At 74.2% G+C, this 18351-nt stretch carries 10 protein-coding genes; 5 read left to right on the top strand and 5 right to left on the bottom strand.

Annotation, left to right across the window (positions count from 1 at the left end; translation table 11 throughout):
* Nucleotides 1-10: 10 nt before the first annotated feature.
* Entirely contained in the window at nucleotides 11-1306 is a 1296-nt protein-coding gene (locus tag D7W79_RS08775) for a universal stress protein (protein ID WP_120524891.1), read from the bottom strand.
* Between the two features lie 38 nt (nucleotides 1307-1344).
* Nucleotides 1345-1482, bottom strand: a complete 138-nt coding sequence (locus tag D7W79_RS43585) for a hypothetical protein (RefSeq protein ID WP_158616920.1) — start codon at nucleotides 1480-1482, stop codon at nucleotides 1345-1347.
* A gap of 286 nt (nucleotides 1483-1768) precedes the next feature.
* Here D7W79_RS43585 and D7W79_RS08770 point away from each other — a divergent pair, with 286 nt between their 5' ends.
* Both D7W79_RS08770 and D7W79_RS08765 read left to right on the top strand, forming a co-directional pair.
* Nucleotides 1769-4300: a cation-translocating P-type ATPase gene (locus tag D7W79_RS08770; RefSeq protein ID WP_158616919.1), complete on the top strand. Its 2532-nt coding sequence runs from the start codon at nucleotides 1769-1771 to the stop codon at nucleotides 4298-4300.
* The gene (locus D7W79_RS08765) at nucleotides 4297-7164 is read left to right on the top strand and encodes a sensor histidine kinase (RefSeq protein ID WP_120524889.1); all 2868 of its coding nucleotides are present in this window, start codon (nucleotides 4297-4299) and stop codon (nucleotides 7162-7164) included. Before D7W79_RS08770 ends, D7W79_RS08765 begins: the two co-directional genes overlap by 4 nt.
* On the opposite strand, the gene ppsA is transcribed toward D7W79_RS08765, so the two are convergent.
* A complete protein-coding gene (gene ppsA, locus D7W79_RS08760) occupies nucleotides 7161-9509 on the bottom strand; it encodes a phosphoenolpyruvate synthase (protein WP_120524888.1) in 2349 nt (782 codons plus the stop codon). The two genes, D7W79_RS08765 and ppsA, sit on opposite strands and share 4 nt — an antisense overlap.
* Before the next feature lie 221 nt (nucleotides 9510-9730).
* Between ppsA and D7W79_RS08755 the strand changes: the two genes are divergently transcribed.
* From D7W79_RS08755 to D7W79_RS08745, 3 genes are all read left to right on the top strand, one after another.
* Nucleotides 9731-11635 (top strand): bifunctional acetyl-CoA hydrolase/transferase family protein/GNAT family N-acetyltransferase, encoded by a 1905-nt coding sequence (locus D7W79_RS08755; protein ID WP_120524887.1) that lies wholly within the window; start codon nucleotides 9731-9733, stop codon nucleotides 11633-11635.
* A gap of 139 nt (nucleotides 11636-11774) precedes the next feature.
* Entirely contained in the window at nucleotides 11775-13127 is a 1353-nt protein-coding gene (locus D7W79_RS08750; protein WP_158616918.1) for a universal stress protein, read from the top strand.
* On the top strand, nucleotides 13127-14584 hold the full coding sequence (locus tag D7W79_RS08745) for a glycosyltransferase (protein ID WP_244221662.1): 1458 nt from the start codon (nucleotides 13127-13129) through the stop codon (nucleotides 14582-14584). The genes D7W79_RS08750 and D7W79_RS08745 overlap by 1 nt, the downstream gene beginning before the upstream one ends.
* A gap of 28 nt (nucleotides 14585-14612) precedes the next feature.
* Here the strand turns inward: D7W79_RS08745 and D7W79_RS08740 are convergent, their stop codons facing one another.
* Together D7W79_RS08740 and D7W79_RS08735 are read right to left on the bottom strand one after the other, a co-directional pair.
* A complete protein-coding gene (locus D7W79_RS08740; RefSeq protein ID WP_120524884.1) occupies nucleotides 14613-17393 on the bottom strand; it encodes a cation-translocating P-type ATPase in 2781 nt (926 codons plus the stop codon).
* An 86-nt stretch (nucleotides 17394-17479) separates the two neighbouring features.
* Nucleotides 17480-18351 (bottom strand): SDR family NAD(P)-dependent oxidoreductase (locus D7W79_RS08735; RefSeq protein ID WP_244221661.1); only part of this gene is annotated, 872 nt, incomplete at its 5' end.

The following is an 18351-nucleotide window of genomic DNA, read 5'->3' as shown; positions in this document are numbered from 1 at the left end:
TCGTCTGTCTTCAGGCGCGCGGCATGCGCACCGTGACCGCGGGCCGGTCGCTGCGGGCCATCACCTGCTGCGCCACCGAGCCCAGCACCATGCGGCTCACCCCCGTGCGGCCATGGGTGCCCAGGCACACCAGGTCCACGCAGTGGCGTTCGGCCGCCTGGGTGATGACCCCCGCCACGTCGTCGCCCTTCAGCACCGACAGCTCGACCTTGTGACTCCCGTCGTGCTCCGGGCCCGGTACGCGCAGCTCCAACTGGTGCCGCGCCGCCTGGAGTTCCTCGGGTGTCGCCTCCGCCGGCTCCACGTGCAGCAGGTGCACGGTGCCGCCTGGAGGGGTGATGGCGAAGGCGTAGGCGATGGCACGGTCGCCGGCCTCGCCGAAGTCCGTGGTCGCGAGCACCGTCCGCACCCGGGGGGGCTCCTGCTCCAGCCCCTGCTCCGCCGCGCGCACCGGCACGCTCACCACCGACATGGGCGCCAGGCGCCGGGCGGACTGGGACACGCTCCACAGCTTCGCGAGCGCCCTGCGCTGGTGGGTGCCCACCACCAACAGGTCCACCTGCTCCTCCTCCGCCAGGGCGACGAGGTGGTCCGCGATGCGCCCCAGCCCCGGCTCCAGCCGCGACCGCACCGGCAGCCCCGCGGCGCGCAGGGGTTCCAGCAGCGAGTCGGACTCGCGCTCCAGCGCCTCCCGCAGCTCCGGGGACATGTCCTTGTAGCTGTGCGGATGCACCAGCCCCAGCCGCTCCGCCTCGCTGCCCACCCAGACGACGCGGCCGCCCACGACCTCCACGGGCCCGACCTTCGCGAGCGTCTTCACCCATTCCCGGGCGACCTCGAAGGGCCTGGAGCGATCCACGCCCAGCATGAGCCGCAGGGGGCGCTCACCGCGCGCCCACGCCTCCAGGCCCGAGCCCTCGCGGATGACCAGGAAGGGGACCTCCAGCAGCTGCGCCATCCGGTCGACCGTCCCTCCCAGGCCCCGGAAGGGCGTGTCCTCGCGCGGCGCGCCGGCCACCACCCACTGGATGCCGCGCATCACCACCAGCTCCCGCAGGGCCTCCTCGGGCTCCCCCGTGAGGAGCACGGAGTCGACCTGGGCACCCGTGGCCCGCAGCCGGTCGCACTCGTCCCGCAGCGTGGACCGGGCGGTTTCGCAGATGGCGTCCCCGAAGGTCCGCACCAGCGTCCCGGTCAGCACGTGCACGAGGCACAGCGGGACGTTCATCCGCCGGGCGAGCAGCGCCGCCGTGTCACAGGCGCGCCGGGCGGTGTCCGAGAAGTTGGTCGCGCAGGCGATGGTCATGGCCTCTCCTTGTCATCCCCCCTGCAAGCTAGTCACTGTCATCGCGGTGACTCCTGGCTCGCGGACTCGACTTCGGCCCGCGCGGACGCGGCCTCCCCCAGCTCCGCGGCCACGCTGCGCGCCCAGCGGGCAAGCTGTCCGGAGTCCCGCCAGTCCCCCGCGTGCTCACGCGCCATGGAACGGGCGATGAAGCCCCGGGCGTCGCAAGCGCCTCCGCGTCGAGGCCCTCGTCCCGCAGGTCGCTGGCGAGCTGCCCGGCGATCTCCCGGGTCCCGCCCAGCTTGCTTCCATAGGTGATGAGGATCCGCATCCGCGCCCTCCTGGCCGAAGTCCTCTATGCGTGGAGCGGCCGGACGGCGTTCGCAAGGGGACCCCGGCCGGGCGCCCGCGTCCCGACTGGCTCACGGGGGCAGGGCGCATTGCCGACGCCCGTGCAGGACCCCAGCTTCTTCCGGGGGCATCATGCGAGTCCTTGTGCCGGTCAATCGCCTGCCTCATGGCTGGGAAGAAGCACGGGGGCTGGATGCGGAAGAGGTGCTGGCGCGGCGCGCGCGTCACGGCCTCAACGACGTGCGGGGCCCGTCCCTGCACTCTCCTGTCCAGAGCCTGCGCGACGCCTCGCGCGACCCGATGCTCTGGTTCCTCGTGGCCACGAGCGTCCTGTACTTCGCCCTGGGGGAGCACGTGGAGGGCGGGGTGATGCTGCTGGCCCTCGTCCCGCTGCTCGGCATGGATGTCTTCCTGCACCACCGGACCCAGGCCTCCACCGAAGGCCTGCGCGGCCGCCTGGCCGAGCGCGCCACGGTGCTGCGCGACGGCCGCGAAGTGGAGGTGCCGGCGCGCGACGTGGTGCCGGGCGACCTGGTGCGGGTGGAGGCGGGCGGCCAGTTCCCCGCGGACGGCCTGGTCGTGCGAGGGCAGGGATTGCAGGCGGAGGAGTCCCCGCTCACCGGCGAGTCGCTGCCCGTGCGCAAGCGGCCGCTGGAGCGCCTCCCGCCCGGCGCCGAGCCCGCGGTGGACGGCATGCACTGGGGGCTCGCGGGGACGCGGCTGCTCACCGGGACGGCCTGGGTGCGCGTCGTCTACACCGGGGCGGAGACCCTGTACGGGAGCATCATCCATTCGGCGGGCCAGGAGGTCCGGGCCCGCACGCCGCTGCAGCACGCGGTGGCGCACCTGGTGGCGGTGCTGGTGGGCGTGGCGGGCGCGCTCTGCGCGGTGCTGGCGCTCGTGCGCTGGCGCCAGGGCTTCGGGTGGCTGGACGCGCTCTTGAGCGCGGCGACGCTCGGCGTGGCGGCGCTGCCCGAGGAGTTCCCCGTGGCCCTCACGTTCTTCCTGGGCGCGGGCGTGTACCGCCTGGCCCGGCGGCAGGCGCTGGTGCGGCAGGCCGTCTCGGTGGAGAACATCGGCAGGGTGAGCTGCGTCTGCTCGGACAAGACGGGCACGCTGACCGAGGGGCTCCTGCGGGTGACCCGGCTGCTGCCGTCCCCCGGGACCTCGCAGCAGGCGCTGCTGCGCACCGCGGTGCTGGCCTCGCGGGAGGAGGGCAGGGACCCCCTGGACGTGGCGCTGCTGGAGGCGGGGGCGCGGGAGCTGCCGGAGCTGCCCGGCCCTGCCCGCGAGGCCACCTTCCCGTTCACCGAGGAGCGCCGGCGCGAGACGTCGGTGGTGCGGCAGGGGCCCGGGACGCTGCTCGCCGCGGTGAAGGGCGCGCCCGAGCGGGTGCTGGAGCTGTGCGAGCTCACCCCGGACGCGCGGCGGGAGTGGGCGCTCCGCCTGGACGCGCTCGCGCACGAGGGCCTCAAGGTCATCGCGTGCGCCAGCCGGACACTGGACGCGGCGCACTGGCATGGCGGCGAGCCGGAGCGGGGCTTCGACTTCCTGGGGCTCGTGGCGTGCGAGGACCCGGTGCGCGCGGGCGTGGAGGCGGCGGTGCGCGAGTGCCGCGACGCGGGGCTGCGCACGGTGATGGTGACGGGGGACCACCCCCGGACGGCGCTCGCGGTCGCCCGGCGGCTGGGACTGGGAGGCGCCAACCCCCAGGTGCTCACGGGCGCGGACCTGGAGGCGCGGCTTGCCGACACGGGCACGGTGCCCCCCGTGGACGTGGTGGCGCGCGCGCTGCCCGCCCAGAAGTACGCGCTGGTGAAGGCGCTCCGGAGGCAGGGCGAGGTGGTGGCCGCCACCGGGGACGGAGTGAACGACGTGCCGGCGCTCCAGGCCGCGGACGTGGGCATCGCCATGGGGGAGCGGGGAACACGCAGCGCTCGCGAGGCGTCCTCCATCGTGTTGCTGAACGACGACTTCGGCACGCTGGTCCGCGCCATCGCGGAGGGCCGGCAGCTCTTCTCCAACCTCCAGCGCTGCTTCCTCTACCTGCTGCTCGTCCACATCCCGCTGGTCGGCACGGCGGCGCTGCTGCCGCTCTGGGGCCAGCCGCTGCTGTACCTGCCCATCCACATCGTGTGGCTGGAGCTCATCATCCACCCCACCGCGATGCTGGCCTTCCAGGCGGCCGCGCGGCCCGGGCGCCTCGCCCCCGTGCGCGCGAGGCCCGCGGCGCGCTTCTTCTCCTGGCGTGAATGGGCCCTCCTCACGGGCGTGGGTGGGCTGCTGGCGTGCGGGCTCGTCTGGGCCTACGCGCGGTGCCTGTCGGAGGGGCAGGACGTCGAGCGCGCGCGGGCGGTGGCGATGGCCTCGCTCATCCTCGCGAGCGCCGCGTTCGCGGCCGTCCTCACCCGGCTGCGGACGCGCACCGCGCGGTGGGTCTGCGCCCTGTCGCTGGGCCTCTCCGCGCCGCTCATCCAGGTGCCCGCGCTGGCCGCGCTCGTGGGGCTGCACCCCCTGCACGCTCGGGACGGGGCCCGGGTCCTGGTCGCCGTCGCCGCCGCGCTGGTGCCCCTGCTGCTCGCGTGGCCCTGGGCGCAAGGGGGCCTGTCCCGCGGCCGGCGGTGGCGGACCGGCCAGCCCACGATGACCTTGGGGCATCCATGACGCATCCGCCGCTCGCCGTCCCGCCCGCGCCTCCCCCCCGGAAGGAGGCACCCCTGTTCGCGAGGGTGCTCGCGTGGCTCGTCCCCGTGGCGATCGCGTTCGCGCTCCTGGTGGGCGCGCTCCAGCTGGGCCGGTGGGCCCTGTCGCTTTCCACGTCCTCCGGCCGGGCGTCACCCTGGAGCGCGGGCGGTCTGCTCTCCGCGGGAGGCGCGCTCTGGCTGCTCCACGCCCCGGCGACGCATGGCGCGCGGCGGGCCGCGGGGCGTGCGCTGGCGACCGGGGCCGTGGGCCTGGGCCTCGTGGGCCTCACCCGGGAGGCCCCTGGCGGCGAGCTGGGCCTGGTGCTCACGGGGCTGTCGCTCTGGACCCTGCACGTGCGCACGCGGCGCGGAGGGGCCCCCGCGCGGTGGCTCGCCTCCTGCGCGGCGCTGGTCGCGGTGTGGGGGCTCATCGCGGGGCTGTATCAGGGGCACTGGTTCGGGCTGCCGCCCCTGAACACGGTGACGGGCGCCTCCCGGGCGCCAGGGCCTCCCGTGTCGCTGGCCCTGCTGCTGCTTTCAGGCGGGCTGCTCTCCCTCCACCCGGAGCAGGGGGTCATGGGCGCGCTCCTGCGGGACGACCTGGGGGGGCACTCCGCGCGGCGGCTGCTGTTCGCGGTCCTGGTCGTCGTGCCCGCGGTGGGCGCAGCCCGGATCCTGGGAGAGCGGCTGGGGTTCTACGGGACCACCGAGGGCATCACGCTCCTCGTGCTCGTGACGATGGCGGCGTTCCTCACCGTGACCCTCTGGAACGCGAACGCCCTCTCCCGGCTGGACGCGAGCCGGCGGCGCATGGAGCAGTCGCTGCGGCTGTCGCAGGCGCGCTTCGGAGGCATCGTCACGCATGCCGCGGACGCCATCATCTCCATCGACGCCGCGCAGCGCATCATCCTGTTCAACGCGAGCGCCGAGCGCATCTTCGGCTACTCCGCGAGCGAGGTCCTGGGACAGCCGCTGGACGTGCTCCTCCCCGAAAACCTCCGGGAGCTCCACACGCGGCACGTGCGGCACTTCGCGCAGGGCACGGTGACGCCCCGGCACATGGGCGAGCGGCTGCCCATCCTCGGCCAGCGCAAGGGCGGGGAGCGGTTTCCCGCGGAGGCCAGCATCTCCAAGCTGAACGTGGACGGCACGCTGCTGCTCACCGTCATCCTCCGGGACATCAGCGCGCGGCGGAGGGCGGAGGACCTGCTGCGCCTGAGCGAGGAGCGCTTCCGCACCGCGTTCGAGGGCGCCCCCGTCGGCATGGCGCTGGTGGACCTGGACGGCCGCTTCCTCCACGTGAACGCGGCGCTCTGCGAGCTGGTGGGCTACACCCGGGAGGAGCTGCTCAGCCGGTCCTTCCAGGACCTCACCGCGCCAGAAGACGTGGCGCTGGACCAGGAGAACGCCGCGAGGATGCGCCGGGGGGAAATCAGGTCCTTCCAGCGGGAGAAGCACTACCTGCGCAAGGACGGCCGGCGCATCGCCATCCTCGTGTGGAGCGCGGTGGTGCGCGACGCCGCGGGAAGGCCGGTCCACTTCATCTCGCAGATGCAGGACATCACCGAGCGCCAGGAGCTGGAGCAGGCCTGGCGCTTCCTGGCGGACGTGGGCCCGCGGCTCGCGGCGTCGCTGTCGTCCCAGACGACGCTCGCCACGGTGGCGCAGCTCACCGTGCCGGCGCTGGCGGACTGGTGCGTGGTGGCCTGTGTGGACGGGAGCGGACGCCTGCATCGCGTGGAGCGCGCGGCCTCGGATCCGCGGGTGGCGGAGCGGCTGCGGACGCTGGGCGAGGCGTACGGGACGCAGCCCCTCCCGCCGGACCGCATCACCGCCTCCGTGCTGCGCACGGGACGGCCCGTGCTGCTGCCGGAGGTGCCGCCCGAGATGTTCGAGGCGGTCGCGGTGGATGCCCGCCACCTGGAGCAGCTGCGCCAGCTGGCGCCCCGGTCGGCCATCATCGTGCCGCTGCACAGCCGGGACCGGAACCTGGGCGTCATCCTCCTCGCGACGTCCGGGTCCGGGCGCCGCTACGGGGCCCGGGAGCTGGCCCAGGCGGAGGAGCTGGCCCGCCGCGCCGCGCTCGCCATCGACAACGCCCGCCTGTACGAACGCTCCGAGCAGGCCACCCGCATGCGCGAGGAGGTGCTGCGCGTCGTCGCGCACGACCTGCGCGCCCCGCTCAACGTCATCCAGCTCAGCGCGAACATGCTGGAGAAGGGCCTGCCCGAAGGCGGCGGCGCCCGGCACCGCCTGGAGACCCTCCAGAAGTCGGTCCAGCGGGCGAACCGGCTCATCCAGGACCTGCTGGACGTGGCCCGGATGGACGGAGGAGTCCTGCCGGTGGAGCGCAAGCCGCTGGAGGTGGCGCCGCTCATCCAGGAGGTGATGGAGCAGCACCGGGGGCTCGCGGAGGCCAGGTCCCTGCGGCTCCAGGCCCACGTGCCGGAGGCGGTGCCCCGCGTCCTGGCGGATCCGGAGCGGCTGCTGCAGATCCTCTCCAACCTGCTGGGCAACGCCCTCAAGTTCACGCCCGAGGGAGGACACATCCTCCTGCGCGTCCAGCCGGAGGCGGGCCAGGTCCGCTTCCTGGTGACGGACACGGGCCCCGGCATCGCGGCGGACGACCGGCCGCGCATCTTCGAGCGCTTCTGGCAGGCCGGACCGAAGCGCAAGGAGGGCGCGGGGCTGGGGCTCGCCATCGTGAAGGGGCTGGTGGAGGCCCATGGCGGTCAGGTCGGCGTGCAGAGCGCGCCCGGCGCGGGGAGCACGTTCTTCTTCACGCTGCCGACGGCGGAGGCCGCGGACGCGCACGCCGGCACGCACGCCGGAAACGCGCCCTAGCGGCGCAGGGCGGACTCCAGCAGCAGCCGCCGCTCCGCCGCCGCGACGACCGCCCGGGTGGCACCGACGGCCGCGGGATCCACGGACAGGGAGGTGATGCCCGCGCGCACCAGGTGCTCCGCGAAGGCGGGGCGGTTGGAGGGGGCCTGGCCGCAGAGGGACGACGTGATGCCCGCCTCCCGGCTGGCCCGGATGATGCGGACGATGGCGTCCAGCACCGCCGCGTCCTCCTCGTCGAAGAGCTCCGCGCACAGCTCCGAGTCCCGGTCCACGCCCAGCATGAGCTGCGTCAGGTCATTGGAGCCGATGGACACGCCGGTGATGCCCATCCGCGCGTACTCCGGGATGCGGTAGACGACGGAGGGCACCTCCGCCATCACCCAGCGCTCCAGCCCGCGCTGGCGTCCCAGCGGGCTTGCGTCCACGGCCTCCAGGCACGCCTCCAGCTCCCACTTCGTCCTGACGAAGGGAATCATCAGGTGGAGGTTGGGCGTCTCCTCGCGCACGCGGGCGAGCACCTCCAGCTCCAGCTGGAAGACCTCGGGCTCGCGCAGGTAGCGGTAGCAGCCGCGAAAGCCAATCATCGGGTTGGCCTCGGTGGCCTCGAAGTCGCTGCCGCCCTCCAGCCCCCGGAACTCGTTCGTGCGGAAGTCCGTGGTCCGGTACACCACCGGGCGGCCCCGGAAGGCGCGGGTGATGGACAGCAGCGCGCCGGACATCCGCTCGACGAACTCGCGGCTCCGGCCCTCCGAGATGAGCTTGCGCGGGTGCACGCCGCCCAGGGCCTCGGTGAGCATGAACTCCGCCCGCAGCAAGCCCACGCCGTCCACCGGGAGCGCCGCCGCCTCCTCGGCCTGCCCCGGCAGGGCCAGGTTCACGTAGAGGCGCGTTCCCAGCGCCTCGGGCGCGGCGGCTTCACCCAGGCGCGGCGCCTCCTTCCGGGCGGGTGCTCCCCCCGTGGCGCCGGACGGGGCCTCCGGGGCGCGGCCCTCGCGCACGGTGCCGGCGGCGCCGTCCACGGTGACCTCCTCCCCGTCGCGCAGGACCTTCGTGGCGGTGCGCGTGCCCACCACGCAGGGCTTGCGCAACTCCCGGCTGACGATGGCCGCGTGGCACGTCATGCCGCCGCTGTCGGTGACGACCGCCGCCGCGCGCCGCAGCGTGGGCACCCAGTCCGGGGAGGTCATGGGCGCGACGAGGATCTCCCCGGCCTCCAACCGCGAGTCCTCCCGGGCGTCGCGCAGCACTCGCACGCGGCCGGACACGGTGCCGGGGGAAGCGCCCAGGCCGGACACGAGCGGCCGGGCCCCGGGCGCGGCGGCCTTCGGGGCCTCCGAGGCGCCCTCCAGCCCGGTCGTCACCGGACGCGACTGGACCAGGTAGAACCTTCCGTCCTGCTCCGCCCACTCGAGGTCCTGGGGGGCACCATAATGCCGCTCCACGCGCAGCCCCAGGCGCGCCAGCTCCAGCACCTGCACGTCCGTGAGCACCCGCGCGCGGGCCTGCTCCGGCGTGAGGTCCTCGCGCCGCTCGTGGCCCACGCCATCGCGTACCAGCTGGAAGGCCTTCACGCCCACGCGTGCCTCCAGGATGCGGGGGCCCACGCGGTCCACGACGTAGGTGTCCGGCTCCACCTGCCCGCCCACGACGACCTCCCCCAGGCCGAAGGCCCCTTCGATGACCAGGTGCCCGCGGTCGCCGCTGGCGGGGTCCACGGTGAACATGACGCCCGAGCGCGCCGAGTCCACCATGGCCTGCACCACGACGGCGATCTCCGGCACGTCCGTGAGCCCCTGGGCCTTGCGGTAGGCCACCACGCGCGGCGCGAAGGCCGAGGCCCAGCACGCCCGCACGCGGTCGATGAGCGCGTCGTCCCCCACCACGTTGGTGAACGACTCGTGCATGCCCGCGAAGGAGGTGGTGGCGGTGTCCTCCGCGGTGGCGGACGAGCGCACCGCGACGGCAGCGCCCTCCCTCAGCTGGTGGTAGGCGGCGAGGATGCCGGCGTGCAGCCCGTCCGGCAGGGGCGCCTGGAGCACCAGGTCGCGCAGCGCCTGCGTGAGCCCGGCGAGCGACCCCACGTCGTCCGGATCCACGCGCTGCCACAGCTCGCGCAGCCGGGCGCGCACGGGCTCCAGGGCGTGCTGGAAGGCGGTGGCGGTGATGACGAAGCCCGGCGGCACGGGCAGCCCGGCGCGCGTCAGCTCTCCCAGGTTGGCGCCCTTGCCTCCGGCCTGGGCCACGTCCTCCCGGGACAGGGCGTCGAACCCGACGATGGATGGGAGCGGGGCCTGTTGGGGCTCCGGTGCCTGGGAGGCGGGCTCTGGGGGAAGGGACGGGTCCATGGTCTCGGCTCCTGGCGCGGGCGCCTTCCGGGCCGGTGCGTCCGCGCTCCTTCCAAGCTGGGTCCGGGCCTCTCCGGGCGCACGCCGTCACGGGTGGCGGCAGGGGCACCGCGGGCCTGCCCGTCACGGCGCCTGGGCTCCTGCTGGCGGCGGGCCCTGGGGCCGGCGCTTCATCCGCCGTCGGTCCGCGAGTGGAGCGCCTCGTGCTTATCCGGAGGGGTATGCACGCGCGACAGGACTGGACCCAACGCCACGCGGACCGGGTGAGGACGGCCGAGGAGGCCCTGCTCCACGTCCAGCCCGGAAGGCGCATCCTCATCGGCTCGGGCGCGGCGGAGCCGGTGACGCTGGTGCGGGCCCTGGTGGAGCGCGGCCCCTTCCTGGCGGACAACGAGGTGGTGCACCTGCTGACGCTGGGGCCCGCGCCCTACGTGGAGCCCGCGCAGGCCGGGCGCTTCCGCCACGTCGCCTTCTTCATCGGGCCCAACGTGCGTCAGGCCGTGCAGGAGGGGCGCGCGGACTTCATGCCGGTGTTCCTTTCAGACATCCCGGAGCTCATCCGGAGCCGGCGGATCCGCATCGACGTGGCGCTCATCCAGGTCAGCCCTCCGGATGCCCACGGCTACGTCAGCCTGGGCGTCTCCGTGGACATCGTGCGCGCCGCGGTGGACGCGGCCTCGCTCGTCATCGCGGAGGTCAACCCGGACATGCCGCGCACCCACGGGGACTCGTTCCTGGACGTGCGCCGCATCCACCACCTGGTGCCGGTGGAGCGCCCCCTGCTGGAGGTCCACCCCGGGCCGCCCGACGAGGTGTCCCGGAGCATCGGCGCGCACGTGGCCCGGCTCATCCCGGACGGCGCCACGGTGCAGTCGGGCATCGGCAGGATTCCCGACGCGGTCCTGGCGGCGCTGGCGCACCACCACGACCTGGGCCTCCACACGGAGATGCTCTCCGACGGCGTCATGGACCTGGTGGAGGCGGGCGTCATCACCGGGAAGCGGAAGACGTGGCTGCCGGGCAAGCTCGTGACGTCGTTCATCATGGGCAGCCAGCGGCTCTACGCCTGGGCGCATGACCACCCCGCCATCGAGATGCGCCCGAGCGACGACACCAACGCGCCCGCGGTGGTGGCGCGCAACGCGCGCATGGTCGCCATCAACGCCGCCCTGGCGGTGGACCTCACCGGCCAGGTGGCGGCGGACACGCTGGGCGGCTGCTTCTACTCCGGCATCGGCGGGCAGGTGGACTTCATCCGGGGCGCGAACCAGAGCCCCGGCGGGCGGGCCATCATCGCGCTGCCCTCCACGGCGAAGGGCGGGACGGTGAGCCGCATCCAGGGGGCGCTGGCGCCCGACACCGGCGTCGTGACGAGCCGGGGCGACGTGCACTTCGTGGTGACGGAGTTCGGCGTCGCGGACCTCTGGGGCAAGAGCATCCGCGAGCGCGCGCTCGCGCTCGTCGCCATCGCCCACCCGGACTTCCGGGCGGAGTTGCTGGCCGCGGCCAAGGCACGCCGCTGGGTGCTGCCCGACCAGGTGGTGCCCCGCGCGCGCTACCCCTGGGCGGAGGAGCGGCTGGAGCACACGCTGTCCCACGACGCGCTGGTCATCCGTCCCGCCCGCGTCACCGACGAGCGCGCCCTGCAGGACCTGCTGTACGGCCTGTCCGGAGACAGCTGCTACCGGCGCTTCATGGGGTTCAGGAAGGCGTACCCGCACGAGGAGATCCAACGGCTGGTGGACCTGGACTACGAGCACGCCATGGCGCTGGTCGCGTGCCCCCCGGGCACGGACGAGGTGGTGGGCGAGGTGCACTACGTCGTGGACCCCGCCACGCGCCTGGGGGATGTGGCCTTCGTGGTTCGGGACGACTGGCAGGGGCGGGGCGTGGGCACGCTGCTGATGCGGCGCATCCGCGAGGCCGCCATGGCCCGGGGCATCCCCGGCTTCCAGGCGGACGTGCTGGTGACGAACGCCTCCATGCTGAACGTCTTCCACGAAAGCGGCCTGCCCGTGCGCACCCGCCGCGAGGACGGCGTGTATCACCTGGAGCTCCTCTTCCCCGTGGCGCCCGGCGCCGCCGAAGCCGGGCGTGCCCGCGACGCGGCGCCCTCCCCGGGATGAGGGTGCGCGCAAGCCCCGCGCCCTCGCGCCTGCCCCTCCCCGTCCGGCCCCTTGCACCCGCGAGGCCCGGCTCCAACGTTCCGCACAGGGGGCCTCGTTTCGCGAAGCCCGGAGTGCGAGGCCCCGGATGGGGGCGGGCATGGCCATCGTCGTCGGGACCGATTTCTCGGAGCATTCCCAGGAGGCGGTCCGCGTCGCGGCCGCCCTCGCGAGGAAGACGGGCGTGACGTTGTCGCTCGTGCACGTCACGGAGCCCGGGATGCTCCGGCGTGACTGGCCGGCGGAGCGCGGCAGCGCCATCTCCGACCTCGAGCAGCGGCTCGAAGCCGAGGCCGCGACGTTGCGCGGCGAGGGCCTCACCGTGGAGCCGCGGGTGCTGCTGGGCATTCCGGACGAGGTGCTCGTCGCGCACGCCGGGCAGCTGCGGGCGCGGATGATTGTCACGGCGGCCCTGGGCTGGCGGTCGGAGAAGCGCTGGCGGCTGGGCAGCGTCCCGGCGCGCGTCGCGCAGGCCGCGCACTGCCCGTTCCTCATGGTGCGCCTGGCCGCGCCCTTCCTCGAATGGTGTCAGGGCCAGCGCCCCCTGCGGGTCACCGTGGGGGACGACTTCTCCCACAGCGCGGAGGTCGCGCTGCGCTGGCTTCCGGAGCTGCGCCGGGCGGGGCCCATCGAGCTCACGGTCGCCCACGTCTACAACCCCGCCACGGAGTACGGGCGGCTCGGGCTGTACCGCGCGAGCGGGGGGACGCCGGGCATCGAGTCCATCCTGGAGCGGGACCTGCGCGAGCGCCTGGAGCGCATCGGGGAGCCTCGCGCGGAGCTCCGGATGGCGCTGGGATATGGAAGCGTCGTGGAGCCGCTGGGCACGCTCGCGCAGGAGGCGAAGGCGGACCTGCTGCTGCTGGGCACCCACCAGCGCCGGGGGATGCGGCGCATGCGGCATGGCTCCGTCTCGCTGCCCTCGCTCCAGGTCGCGCCGGTGGCGGCGGTCGCGTGCGTGCCGGTCGAGGGCCCGCGCGAGGCCCCGGCGGCCATGGACATCCCGTCCATCCAGCGCGTCCTCGTCTCGACGGACTTCTCGCCGCTGGCGAACCTGGCCATCCCCCATGCCCTGTCGCTCCTGCCCCGGGGCGGGGAACTCATCCTCGCGCACGTCATCGAGTCCCCGCTCCCCATCGTCTACGCGGACTTCTGGCCCGCGGTGACCCTGGGCGACATGGGGGACGAGGCCGAGGTGCGGCGCGAGCTGGAGGCCCTGGTCCCCGGCGACGCGGAGCGCCGGGGCGTCACCGTCCGGGTGGAGCTGCTGTCGGGGATCCAGGCCGCGCAGGCGCTCTGCCAGGCGGCGGAGCGGTACGGCGCGGACATCGTCTGCCTGGGCTCCCACGGCCGGACGGGCGTGCGCCGCGCGGTGCTGGGGTCCGTGGCCCAGGAGGTGGTGGCCCGCAGCCGCCGGCCGGTGCTGGTGGTCAAACACCCCGCGCTGCCGTGATGGTCTCCATGCTGAAGCCCTTCGAGGTCCACGTGCAGGCCCGCTCGCTGGCGTGCTTCCAGCCGGCGCTCACGGGGGCGGAGTGGGCGGCGCTCCAGGCCAACGCGGAGCAGGCCCGGGACCAGCTGGCGGGCCACACCTTCTGGAACGTGAACTCCACGGCCCGGGGCGGCGGCGTGGCGGAGCTGCTGCCCCGGATGCTCGCCTACGCGCGCGGGGCGGGCGTGGACACGCGCTGGATGGTGGTGCAGGGCACGCCCGCCTTCTTCCGCATCACCAAGCGGCTGCACCACGCGCTGCATGGCTCGCGGGGAGACGGCTCGCCCCTGGGGCCCTCCGAGCGCGCCTGCTACGACGAGGTGCTCCGCGACAACGCGGAGGAGCTGCTCGTCCTGGTGCGGCCGGGGGACGTGGTGCTGCTGCACGACCCGCAGACCGCGGGCCTGGCCCCGACGCTCGCGGCGGCGGGCGCGCGCGTGATCTGGCGCTGCCACATCGGGTGTGACACGCCGGATGAGGAGGTGGCGCGGGCGTGGGCGTTCCTCGCGCCGGGGCTGTCCGCCGCGCGGCTCGCGGTCTTCTCCCGGGCCGCCTACGTGCCGCCGCTGCTCGCGGACCGCTCCGTCGTCATCCCGCCCTCCATCGACATCTTCGCGGTGAAGAACCAGCCCATGGCGCCGGAGGTCGCGAGCGCCATCCTGGGCCACACCGGGCTCGTGGCGCTGGCGCCGGAGGCCCCCGAGCCCGTCTTCACCCGGACGGATGGGGTCCCGGCCCGCGTGTCACGGGGGGCGGACATCGTCCGGCTGGGCTCGGCGCCCGCCCCCGGGGCCCCGCTGGTGGTGCAGGTCTCCCGCTGGGACCCGCTGAAGGATCCGGTGGGCGTGCTGCGGGGCTTCGCGCTGCTCCTGCGGGAGTCGCCCGACCTGCGCGCGGACCTGGTCCTGGCCGGGCCTTCGGTGCTGTCCGTCGCGGATGATCCAGAGGCGGCGGCGACGCTGGAGAACGTCATCTCCGTATGGCGCGAGCAGCCGCGCTTCCTGCGGCAGCGCGTGCACCTGGCCAGCCTGCCCATGGTGGACCCGGAGGAGAACGCCGCCATCGTCAACGCGCTCCAGCGTCACGCGGCGGTGGTGGTGCAGAAGAGCCTGCGGGAGGGCTTCGGGCTCACCGTCACGGAGGCCATGTGGAAGGCCCGTCCCGTGGTGGCCAGCGCGGTGGGCGGCCTCCAGGACCAGGTGCGTCACGAGGTGGATGGCCTGCTCGTGCGCGACCCCGGGGACCTGCCGGCGTTCGCCGCCTGCGTGCGCAGGCTCCTGGAGGAGCCCGTCCTGGCGGCCCGCCTGGGGACCCAGGCCCACGAGCACGTGCGCGTCCACTACACCGCCGTGCGCCACCTCTCGGACCTGGTGGCCCTGCTCGAGCAGCTGGACTCGCGCGCGCAGCGGAGTCCTTGACGCGGGCGCGGGGGCCAGACTCCTTCCTTCAGGTGGCGCCCACGCTCCGTCCCGCTTCCTGCCGCCGTGAGCGCAGCCACTTCTCCAGGCCCACGATGGGCAGCACGCAGGCGCCCACCAGCACCGACCGCGCGATGTCCCCCAGCGACAGCGGCGCGGAGCCGAAGAGGCGCTGGAAGAAGGGCACGTACATGAAGGCGGCCTGGAGCAGCACCAGCGCCGCGATGCCCAGGAAGACGGTGCGGTTGCTGGTGAAGCCCACCTCGCGCGTGGAGCCGGTCAGCGTGCGGCACAGCCACAGGTAGAAGATCTGAAAGCTGACCACGGTGTTGACGGCCATGGTGCGCGCCTCGGCCAGGGCCAGGTCGGTGGGGGCCGCGCGGATGCCGCCCTGGCGCGCGAGCTCCCAGAGGAACAGGCCAATGGCGCCCGCCGCCATCAGCAAGGCGACCAGTCCCGTGCGCATCACCACGAAGTGGCTGAGGACGGGCGTGTCCGGCGCGCGCGGCGGACGGCGCATGACGTGGCGCTCCTTCGCCTCGAAGGCCAGCGGCAGCGCCAGCGTGACGGTGGCCACCAGGTTGATCCACAACAGCTGCGTGGGGCGCATGGCCAGCAGCGGCTCGCGCACGCCGTTGGCCTCCTGGAGGGGGAAGAAGGTCACGCCCAGCATGAGGATGAGGGCGAGGCCCAGGTTGGTGGGCAGCACGAACGCGAGCGACTTGACGAGGTTGTCGTAGACGCGGCGGCCCTCCTCCACGGCGGCGACGATGGTGGCGAAGTTGTCGTCCGTCAGCACCAGGTCCGCGGCCTCGCGGGACACCGCCGTGCCGGTGATGCCCATGGCCACGCCGATGTTCGCCTGCTTGAGCGAGGGCGCGTCGTTGACGCCGTCGCCTGTCATGGCCACCACGTGCCCCTGCGCCTGGAGCGCGCGCACCAGGCGCAGCTTGTGCTCGGGGGCCAGGCGCGCGAACACGTCCGTGTCCTTCACCGCCTGGGCCAGCTCCGCGTCGCTCATGCAGGCCAGGTGCGCGCCGGTGAGGCCGGGGTGTGCCGGGGAGTGGATGCCCAGCTGGAGCCCGATGGCCTCCGCCGTGCCCAGGTGGTCGCCGGTCATCATCTTCACCTGGATGCCGGCGGCGTGGCAGCCCTTCACGGAGGCCACGGCCTCCTCGCGGGGCGGGTCGATCATCCCCTGCAGGCCCAGCAGCGTGAAGCCATCCTCCACGTCGTGGGGCCGCAGCGCGTCCGCCCGGGGCATGCCCTTGCGCGCGAAGGCGAGCACGCGCAGCCCCTGCCGCGCCATGCGCTCCACCTCCGTCAACACGGCGTCCCGGTCCGTCCCCGGTCCGCAGCGGCGCAGCACCACCTCCGGAGCGCCCTTCAGGAACAGCTCGTGCCCCTCCGGGCCGTCCGCGTTGAGGGTGGCCATGAACTGGTGTTCGGACTCGAAGGGGATGGCGTCCAGGCGGGGATGACGCTCACGCGGCTCCGTCACGCCCAGGCCCACCTTCTTCGCGGCGAAGAGCAGCGCGCCCTCCGTGGGGTCGCCCGTCATGCCCCAGCGTCCCTCGCGCGGCTGGAGGTCGGCCTCGTTGCAGAGCACGCCCGCGAGCAGCAGCGCGTGCACGTCTCCGGGCAGCTCCTCCACGGGACGCCCGTTGCGCAGGAGCTGTCCTTCGGGGGTGTGGCCCACGCCGGTGAGCGCGTAGTGCCCGCGCCAGGTCCACAGCGCCTGCACGGTCATCTCGTTGCGGGTGAGGGTGCCGGTCTTGTCGGTGCAGATGACGGTGGTGCTGCCCAGGGTCTCCACGGCGGGCAGCTTGCGGATGACGGCGCGGCGGGCCGCCATGCGTTGCACGCCGATGGCCAGGGCGATGGTGACGATGGCGGGCAGGCCCTCCGGGATGGCGGCCACCGCCAGGGTGATGGCCACCAGCACGGCGTCGCTGAAGGCGTAGCCCCGGAACATCCCCACCCCCAGCAGCACGGCGGACAGCACGACGATGCCGGCCGAGATGACGCGGCCCAGCCGGGCCAGCTCGCGCGTGAGCGGCGTGCTCAGGTCCGCGGCCTGCTCCATGAGATGCGAGATGCGGCCCAGCTCCGTGGCGCTGCCCGTGGCGACGACGACGGCGGTGGCGGTGCCGGAGGTCACCAGCGTGCCGCCGAAGGCGAGGCTCGCCCGGTCTCCCAGCTCCGCGTCCCCGGCGACGGCCGCGACGTGCTTGCTGGAGGGGACGGATTCGCCGGTGAGCGCGGCCTCCTCCACCTGGAAGTTGCGGGAGCGCAGCAGGCGCAGGTCCGCGGGCACGCGGTCGCCGGACGCGAGCTGCACCACGTCACCGGGGACGAGCTCCGCGGCGGGCCGCGCCACGGGGTGCCCGTCCCGCAGGACGTGGGCGGTCTCCGGCACCATGTGGTTCAGCGCCTCGATGGCGCGGCCCGCGCGGTACTCCTGCACGAAGCCGATGACGGTGTTGAGGACCACGACGGCGGCCACCACGAGCCCATCCGTCACCTTGCCCAGCAGGATGGCCAGGCCCGCCGAAGCGATGAGGACCCAGATGAGCGGGCTGTCGATCTGCCGCCACAGCAACTTCCACGCGCTCTCCGGCCGCGAGCGCTCCAGCACGTTGGGACCCTGGCGCGCGAGCCGCTCCCGGGCCGCCTCCTCCGTCAGTCCCTGGGGCGCGCTGGAGAGCCGCTCCAGCACGGTCTCCGGGGGCAGCGCATGCCACGGCACGGAAGGCGCGTCGGGGGCACGAAGGCCGTTCTGCTTGCTGGGACGTGACCGCTCCTGCATGGCGTGCCTCCCACGGGGAAGCTGGCCACGCCCTCACGCGGAAGGGGCCCGAGAAGGGGACAGGCCTCCACGGGCAGGGCCGACCGTCAGCGCGCCGCGAGCAGCCGCGCGGTGGTGTCGCGCAGGGCCTGCCGCGTGGCCGCGTTCTCCGTGACAGCGGGCCATGGCCGCTCGGCTTCTTCCATCAGCCAGCGGGCGTCCCCCGGAGGGGACCAGCGCTCCCGCTGGAGGATGCGCACCAGCCGCGCGGCGCAGACCTCCGGGCGCTCCCAGGCGCGCTTCACCTGGGACAGCAGCCAGCCCACGAGCCCCGGCCGCGCGGCCAGGTCCGTGCGCACCACGCCCGGATGGAGCACCACCACGTCCACCTCCGGGTGCGCGGCGGCGACGTCGCGCATGGCCAGCGCGAAGCACAGCTTGGTGTTGCAGTAGGTGCGGAGGCCGGAGAAGTCCTCGCCCGTGGGCGTGCGCGCGGCATCGAAGCGGCCCATGACGAGGAGGCCTCCGCTCACCACCAGGATGCGCCGCAGCCGGCCGGCCTCCAGCAGCGAGCGCTGCATCACCAGCGGCCCCAGGTGGTTGGTGACGAACGACGTCTCCAACCCGTCCGCGTTGAGCACCCGCTCCGAAGGCCACAGCCCCGCGTTGTGCACCAGCGTCGCCCCCGGCGTGACGAGCTCCGCCAGGCGCTCCCCCAGCTTCCGCGCCCCCTCCACCGTCCCCAGGTCCCCAGACACCGCGAGCGCGTGGCCTCCAAGTCGCTCGACGTCCGCCGCCAGCGCCTGGAGCCGGCCTGCGTCGCGAGCCACGAGCAGGAGCCTCTGGTTTTGAATCGGCGCCAATGCCAGGGCCAGGGCATGGCCAATTCCGCGTGAGGCGCCCGTGAGGATGAGGTCCGTCATGCGCCCCAGCCTGCCAGGGTGGGCCCGGGACGTGGGACTGTCTCTTATACCCATCT

This window comes from Corallococcus exercitus, from assembly GCF_003611585.1.
GTDB classification, from domain to species: Bacteria; Myxococcota; Myxococcia; order Myxococcales; family Myxococcaceae; genus Corallococcus; species Corallococcus exercitus.
Note: the sequence above shows the minus strand (reverse complement) of the source record. Positions and strands in the feature narration are given on the sequence as shown.

What these genes read in the sequence shown, in the direction of transcription:
- D7W79_RS08755 (WP_120524887.1), top strand. Translation starts at nt 9,731, where the DNA reads ATGCACGCGCGACAGGACTGGACCCAACGCCACGCGGACCGGGTGAGG.
- ppsA (WP_120524888.1), bottom strand. Translation starts at nt 9,509, where the DNA reads ATGGACCCGTCCCTTCCCCCAGAGCCCGCCTCCCAGGCACCGGAGCCC.
- D7W79_RS08745 (WP_244221662.1), top strand. Translation starts at nt 13,127, where the DNA reads ATGGTCTCCATGCTGAAGCCCTTCGAGGTCCACGTGCAGGCCCGCTCG.
- D7W79_RS43585 (WP_158616920.1), bottom strand. Translation starts at nt 1,482, where the DNA reads ATGGCGCGTGAGCACGCGGGGGACTGGCGGGACTCCGGACAGCTTGCC.
- D7W79_RS08765 (WP_120524889.1), top strand. Translation starts at nt 4,297, where the DNA reads ATGACGCATCCGCCGCTCGCCGTCCCGCCCGCGCCTCCCCCCCGGAAG.
- D7W79_RS08750 (WP_158616918.1), top strand. Translation starts at nt 11,775, where the DNA reads ATGGCCATCGTCGTCGGGACCGATTTCTCGGAGCATTCCCAGGAGGCG.
- D7W79_RS08740 (WP_120524884.1), bottom strand. Translation starts at nt 17,393, where the DNA reads ATGCAGGAGCGGTCACGTCCCAGCAAGCAGAACGGCCTTCGTGCCCCC.
- D7W79_RS08770 (WP_158616919.1), top strand. Translation starts at nt 1,769, where the DNA reads ATGCGAGTCCTTGTGCCGGTCAATCGCCTGCCTCATGGCTGGGAAGAA.
- D7W79_RS08775 (WP_120524891.1), bottom strand. Translation starts at nt 1,306, where the DNA reads ATGACCATCGCCTGCGCGACCAACTTCTCGGACACCGCCCGGCGCGCC.